We start from the raw sequence: 6,069 nt of genomic DNA on the forward strand, positions 1-6,069 counted from the left end.
ACGATACTTGGTTAAACGCTTTCGCCATCAGTGATGCGATAGCCCATATCCACTACCGTTTCCGTAACTGGCTCACCTTTCAATCGGGCAAGCAGTAGCTCGGCACTTTTCTTACCTATTTCATAACGTGGCGTATCCACGCTAGTCAGTTTTGGGCGTATGGTTTGACCAATATCTAACGCGTTATAGCCCACCACAGATAGCTGTTGCGGCACTTGGATTCCACGTTGCTGGGCAATGAGCAAGGTACCTATCGCGATGTCATCATTGGTGCAGAACACGCCATCTAGATCTGGGTAATCCGCAAGAGCGCGATCAAGCAGATCTTCAGCCAAAGAGAAGTTAGAGTGCTGTTCAGTCAACACGTGTTTAGGCTCTAATCCAGCCTCATACATCGCTTTGTCATAGCCTTGCAAACGCAACTTAGTTCGCGCATCCAATCGAGCGCCAAAGTAAGCAATAGAGCGTTTACCAGCTTCAATCATTCGCTTCACGACATGGTAAGAAGCATCAATATGGTCCAAGCCAACAACCATATCGATCGGATTGGTTGGGAGTTCCATCGTTTCAACAACAGAAACACCTGAATTCTTGATCATCTGTAACGTGCGGGGGGTGTGGTGGCTTTCCGTCAATATCAACCCATCAACTTGATACGAAAGCAGCGAAGCAATCTTTTCCTCTTCTTCCACAGCATCATAGCTAAAGTGAGCAAGCAACGTCTCGTAGCCATTCTCTTTAGTAACCGTTTCGATACCTTGAACAAACGCGGCAAAGATTTGGTTTGATAACGAAGGGAGCAAGATACCGATCGCTTTACTCGACGATTTAGAGAGCATAGCTGGCGCTTTGTTTTCGATGTATCCCATCTCTTCAATAACCGCTGCAATTTTAACGCGAGTTTTGGCTGCGACTGAATCGGGATTGCGCATGTAACGAGAGACGGTCATCTTTGTGACCCCCACTTTGTCTGCAACATCTTGAAGTGTGGTTCGAGTTTTCTTCTGCTGTTCTGTCATAACTATTTGAACTCTTTATTATGTTACAAGTAACATTATAAAGTTCTCACCGCCTTAAGTTCAACCCATTCGTTTTCATCGACACATAGTATTGAAATCGTTCTACCATCGGCAAATTAGTTTGGCGTTAACGAAAGGTTGGTATCACGCATGCTTGATGAAAGCTTGGCTTAACTGCCGAAAGAGTGAGTCTACGTTGGGTAGAGTTGTCAGATGTGCGGACAACGGAGTATGAACTTGCGCGTCCACCACGGTTGGATTTCCACAAACTTGATTATAAAAATTTACGGGTGCAACGATGTTCTCTAGGTCGACATCCAACAAGATACAAGCTTGCGAAAGTACGATTTGGCCGCCCCCTTGTTTAAGCAAAACACGCTGCGCCGTGCCCACTATTTTTTGTTTATTGATATTGAGGTTGTAGTCACCATCACAATAAGAACCGGGAGTCGCGTGTACATCCACATCGATGCCCAGTTCTTTAAAAAACAGGGTTAAGACATTGCACAGATGTAGATACGCTTTTTGGATGTTGTAGGCTTCATCACGAGGCCAATGATAAATATGCGATAAGTTAATGATCCCCGGCAGTTGGGGAACGGGAGCGCCGCCTGTTTTACGTGAGGTGAGTTGCCAACCTTGTGCCGCGAGTTGTTTTCTAGACTCTACGGTCACAGGCCACTTTTTACCTGCGGGCAAAACAAGTGTCGGCGCTTTTGCTTGCCACAACATTAAGGCTTGCCCAATCTCACCCGCCTGAATTTGCTGCAATAATTCAGCTTCTTTTTCAAACGCACGATCAACATCAATGTGCGGGTAACGTACGAGTTTATTGGTTAACTTCAATGCACTTTCCTCTACAGATTGTGGTGACCTATCATTTAACGTTCTGCAATGGTTGATGAGATATGGGACTATGTGCGATGAAACATAGCACCAAAAGTTAGTTATTGGCGCCATAGTAGCTTGTCAGTTGCCCATCTCAAAGGTGAGTGCTAACATTTGTACACACACCAATAAAGGAATATATCATGGACACTAGAATTCAATTTCGTGTTGATGAAGAAACAAAACGCCTAGCTCAACAGATGGCTGAGAGCCAAGGTCGCACACTGAGTGGTGCTTGCCGTGAGCTTACTGAGCAACTCGCTGAGCAACAAAGACAGACATTATCTCACGATGCATGGCTAACTGAACAAGTAAACCTAGCATTTGAGAAGTTTGACTCAGGAGAATCCGTTTTCGTTGAACACCAAACTGCTAAATCTCGAATGGAAGAACGCAAAGCCAGAATACGTAATCGAGGTAAGCAATGATTTTATGGGAAGAAGAATCACTCAATGATCGTGAAAGGATCTTTGAGTTTATCTATGACTTCAACCCTGATGCGGCAGAAAACGCTGACAACCTCATTGAAACAAAAGTAGAAAACTTGCTTGAGCAGCCTCTAATGGGTGTACAGAGAGACGGCATTCGTGGGCAATTACTTATAATTCCTGAGATTTCAATGATCGTCTCCTATTGGATCGAAGGCGACATTATCCGAATTATGCGCGTAATCCACCAGAAACAAAAGTTCCCAATGGATTGATTACTTCCTCTGGGCAACTAGCCCAATTAAGGGGTGAACAACGCCTCCACCCAACCTAAAGCATTGTGCCATAAACACTTAACTTGAAGTAGGAGCAAAAGTGCCAAGCGTTGTGAATCCCTCTTAAATTGCTTGTTATAACACAATTGCTACACGTCACTTTCCGTTAGTATCTGACGACAATTTCGTACTGTAAGGACGCGAATTTCATGGCTGAGGCTATATATGATTCGATAGTGACCAAACAAAATTTCACGGTAATTGGTATGAGGCAGCTCAGGAACCATTCGCCCCATGTCAGGCATACTTGAGAGTAAATCAGTTTTATCAAAAACCTCATTAACCCAGTTTTCTGCCGCCACTGGATTATCCAGTGAAATAAACTCGGCTGCATCACCTAACTTTTGTAATGCTAGTGGTGACCAGACTACTTTCATTTCTTAATGCGCCCCAATACTTGAGCACGAGCGTCTTCATTGGAAACACCTAAACCTGAAGCTAATTGTGCTTCAGCAGTACGCATTTCTTCCAGTAACTCGATCTTCTCTTGCATTGCTTCATATTCTGCAACATCAAGGACAACCGCAACACCCTTACCACGTTGTGTGATAACTAGTGGTCTGCGAGTTTCGTTAATCTGTTTAATAAATGACGTCACGCCAGCACGAAATTCAGACAAAGGCTGAATATCTTGATCAAAATGGATGCGGCTCATGTTGAACTCCCTATGGTACAATTTAATGTACAAATAATAGTTCAAATAGCAATTTTGAGCAATAGCCTGATTTTGTGTTATAACGAATGACATGGATTCCCCCTACCGAGGATCTGCCACACTTATGTGGTACTTAAATGCATCGGAGGCACCATGTCTGATTATTCTTATTTCTGCGGTATCGACCTAGCTAAAAACCACTTTAGTCTTCATGCCGTAGACCAAAATGGTAAGGTCATACTTCATAAGTCAGTAACCCGCTCTAAACTACTGACTACAATAGCAAATATGCCACTCATGCGTATAGGCGTTGAAGCGTGTGGTGGTGCACATTGTTGGGCAAGAACACTCAATAAACTGGGTCATGACGCCCGCATCATGGCCGTTAAATACGTGGTTCCTTATCGAACTAAAGGGAAGAACGACCTTAATGATGCAGTAGCTATCTGCGAAGCTGTTCAGCGACCATCCACTCGCTTTGTGCCCGTAAAATCACCAGAGCAACAAGCCATCCTATCGGTACATAGAATGAGAGAGCATTGGGTTCGTGAACGCACCGCGCTTATGAATCGCATGCGCGCCCTACTTTCTGAGTTCGGGTTGATCATTCCCGTTGGTCGCTCTTCATTGATGAAACAGATTCCCTTAATGCTCGAAGATGCAGAAAATGAACTGCCACATCTCGCTAGAACGGTGATTGCCGATGCTTATCACCACCTTGGAGAGTTGAATCAACGTATCGCCGATACTGAACAAGTCTTCGACTCTTTTGCTAAGGTCAGCGCTAATGTTCACGAGTGATGAAAGTTCGAGGTATTGGGCCGCAAACCGCTACTGCGATACTTGCTTCGATAGGCAATGGTTCTCAATTTGATAAAAGCCGTGATTTCTCTGCTTGGCTAGGACTCGTACCAAAGCAATATTCCACAGGAGGAAAACCTCGCTTAGGCCGAATAACCAAACACGGTGATAAATACTTACGAACACTATTAGTTCATGGCGCAAGGACCGTGATTGCCAACCTTGGCGACAAGCAAGATAAGTTAAGTCAGTGGTGTCGCGGCGTTCTAGAACGAAGAGGAATGAACCGAGCAATAGTGGCACTGGCCGCGAAGAACGCACGAATTATATGGTCGCTTTTACACAATCAAACAGAATATGAAAACTATGCTGCTTAAGTAAAAAGCTAAGCAACATAAAGAGTTAAACCCACCGGGTCATTGCAGACGCTAATGATGGAGATAGGTTAAGACCACTTGCGGAGAGCCTGTTAATGCGGCGGACACACTAGATGTCATCTAACGAATAAGGCACCGCAGTCGCGCAAGTCATCAGGGCCACGACGTATGCGAATCGTCGATAAGTAGGCCGAATGTAGAGCGGCAGTCCAAAACCCATCAACATAAGTTTAGCGGATGTTTGACAACCGGGGGAATCCATGTAGCCCTGTTAAGGGGTGAGCAACGCAATACTGAAGCCGCCGCATACCACCTTAAACACGAAAACCAACGCATAGTGAAAATGCCGAGCGTTGGGAATCTGCCTTAAACGCTTTGTATGGATAATAAGCACTCCAATCGGGTAATGTGAGACCCAGGCTTTAGCTGCAACTAAAGCTTTCTATGTAGTAGTTCGTTTAAACGCTGGCTCCTCTATCGAGAGACCGATAACAAACATGAACGCTACATAGGACTTCAAGCATAAACCTCGAATAGTCGACTGGGTCTCGAACCCGCATTACGCAAGCATGAGTTAGCTTATTATGAATACCAAAATCAATCAAAGCATCAACGTTGGAGTTGATACCGGCAAAACACAATTAGACATCCACATCAGGCCACTAGACCTATTTTTCTCAGTAGAGAACAATGATAAAGGCATCAAAAAAGCACTCAAAACGATTAAGAGTCACAGTCCTGAACGAATCGTTATTGAAGCAACAGGCCGATTAGAAATGCCTTTTGTTCTTGCATGTGCAGAGGCTCAATTACCTATTGTCAGAGCAAACCCTGTCCACATAAAACGGTTCGCTGGTGCTATTGGCCGCAGAGCCAAAAATGATCGTTTAGATGCAGAATTGATTGCTCACTATGGAGAAGCAATCAAACCAGCTCTTACTGTCATAAAGCCAAAAAACATACGCCTAATGAGTGACTTAGTCATTCGCCGAAACCAGTTGTTATCCATGCAAACCATGGAAAAGAACCGAATCCAGATACTTCCCGCTTCTCTCCATCCGACTATCAAACCGATGCTAACCACGATAAAAAATCAAATCACCAAGTTAGAAGAAAAGCTCGTTAAACTCATTGAAGATAGCCCTGAATATCAGGCTAAAAACACAATATTGCAGAGCGTCCCTGGAATAGGAAACATTGCCGCTGCATCAATAATTAGCAACGTACCAGAACTTGGCTACATCACAAATAAACAAGCGGCATCACTAATTGGTGTCGCTCCAATAACACGCGAAAGTGGGCGCTACAAAGGTAAGCGCGTGATCCAAGGCGGTCGAGCGCAAGTACGTACAGTGTTATATATGGCAATGATGTCAGCCATGCAATGTAACCCCGTATTCAAAGCAACTTATGCTCGACTTGTAGCTGCCGGAAAGCCTAAGAAAGTCGCAATAATCGCGTGTGTTCGAAAGATGGTTGTGACTCTTAACTCTATGCTGAGAGATGGCGCCATGTGGGATGAAAACACTGCCAAAAATTAATCATTGACGCCATAGTCGTTTGTTA

7 protein-coding genes and 1 pseudogene are annotated in these 6,069 nt (G+C 44.4%); 4 read left to right on the forward strand and 4 right to left on the reverse strand.

The genetic code is table 11. The annotated features are described in order from the left end of the window. Positions 1 to 11: 11 nt before the first annotated feature. Both AB4384_RS09765 and AB4384_RS09770 read right to left on the reverse strand, forming a co-directional pair. Complete coding sequence (locus AB4384_RS09765; RefSeq protein ID WP_017059450.1) at positions 12 to 1,019, reverse strand: LacI family DNA-binding transcriptional regulator; 1,008 nt, start codon at positions 1,017 to 1,019, stop codon at positions 12 to 14. 144 nt (positions 1,020 to 1,163) lie between these two features. Further along, positions 1,164 to 1,865, reverse strand: coding sequence for a lipoyl protein ligase domain-containing protein (locus AB4384_RS09770; RefSeq protein WP_017072145.1), 702 nt, complete (start codon positions 1,863 to 1,865; stop codon positions 1,164 to 1,166). A 185-nt stretch (positions 1,866 to 2,050) separates the two neighbouring features. Here AB4384_RS09770 and AB4384_RS09775 point away from each other — a divergent pair, with 185 nt between their 5' ends. Together AB4384_RS09775 and AB4384_RS09780 are read left to right on the forward strand one after the other, a co-directional pair. After that, on the forward strand, positions 2,051 to 2,335 hold the full coding sequence (locus AB4384_RS09775) for a hypothetical protein (protein WP_017059448.1): 285 nt from the start codon (positions 2,051 to 2,053) through the stop codon (positions 2,333 to 2,335). Next, on the forward strand, positions 2,332 to 2,610 hold the full coding sequence (locus tag AB4384_RS09780) for a type II toxin-antitoxin system RelE/ParE family toxin (RefSeq protein ID WP_372129395.1): 279 nt from the start codon (positions 2,332 to 2,334) through the stop codon (positions 2,608 to 2,610). Before AB4384_RS09775 ends, AB4384_RS09780 begins: the two co-directional genes overlap by 4 nt. Positions 2,611 to 2,759: 149 nt before the next feature. Here the strand turns inward: AB4384_RS09780 and AB4384_RS09785 are convergent, their stop codons facing one another. Then, the gene (locus AB4384_RS09785; protein WP_017064044.1) at positions 2,760 to 3,047 is read right to left on the reverse strand and encodes a type II toxin-antitoxin system RelE/ParE family toxin; all 288 of its coding nucleotides are present in this window, start codon (positions 3,045 to 3,047) and stop codon (positions 2,760 to 2,762) included. Continuing rightward, the gene (locus tag AB4384_RS09790) at positions 3,044 to 3,325 is read right to left on the reverse strand and encodes a type II toxin-antitoxin system Phd/YefM family antitoxin (RefSeq protein WP_011080399.1); all 282 of its coding nucleotides are present in this window, start codon (positions 3,323 to 3,325) and stop codon (positions 3,044 to 3,046) included. Before AB4384_RS09790 ends, AB4384_RS09785 begins: the two co-directional genes overlap by 4 nt. A 153-nt stretch (positions 3,326 to 3,478) precedes the next feature. Between AB4384_RS09790 and AB4384_RS09795 the strand changes: the two are divergent. Both AB4384_RS09795 and AB4384_RS09800 read left to right on the forward strand, forming a co-directional pair. Further along, positions 3,479 to 4,503, forward strand: a pseudogene (locus AB4384_RS09795) (IS110 family transposase). Between the two features lie 584 nt (positions 4,504 to 5,087). Beyond that, complete coding sequence (locus AB4384_RS09800) at positions 5,088 to 6,044, forward strand: IS110 family transposase (RefSeq protein WP_017064050.1); 957 nt, start codon at positions 5,088 to 5,090, stop codon at positions 6,042 to 6,044. Positions 6,045 to 6,069: the final 25 nt, after the last annotated feature.

Origin of the sequence: Vibrio sp. 10N.261.51.A4, assembly GCF_041471945.1 — a bacterium.
Taxonomy (GTDB): domain Bacteria; phylum Pseudomonadota; class Gammaproteobacteria; order Enterobacterales; family Vibrionaceae; genus Vibrio; species Vibrio crassostreae_C.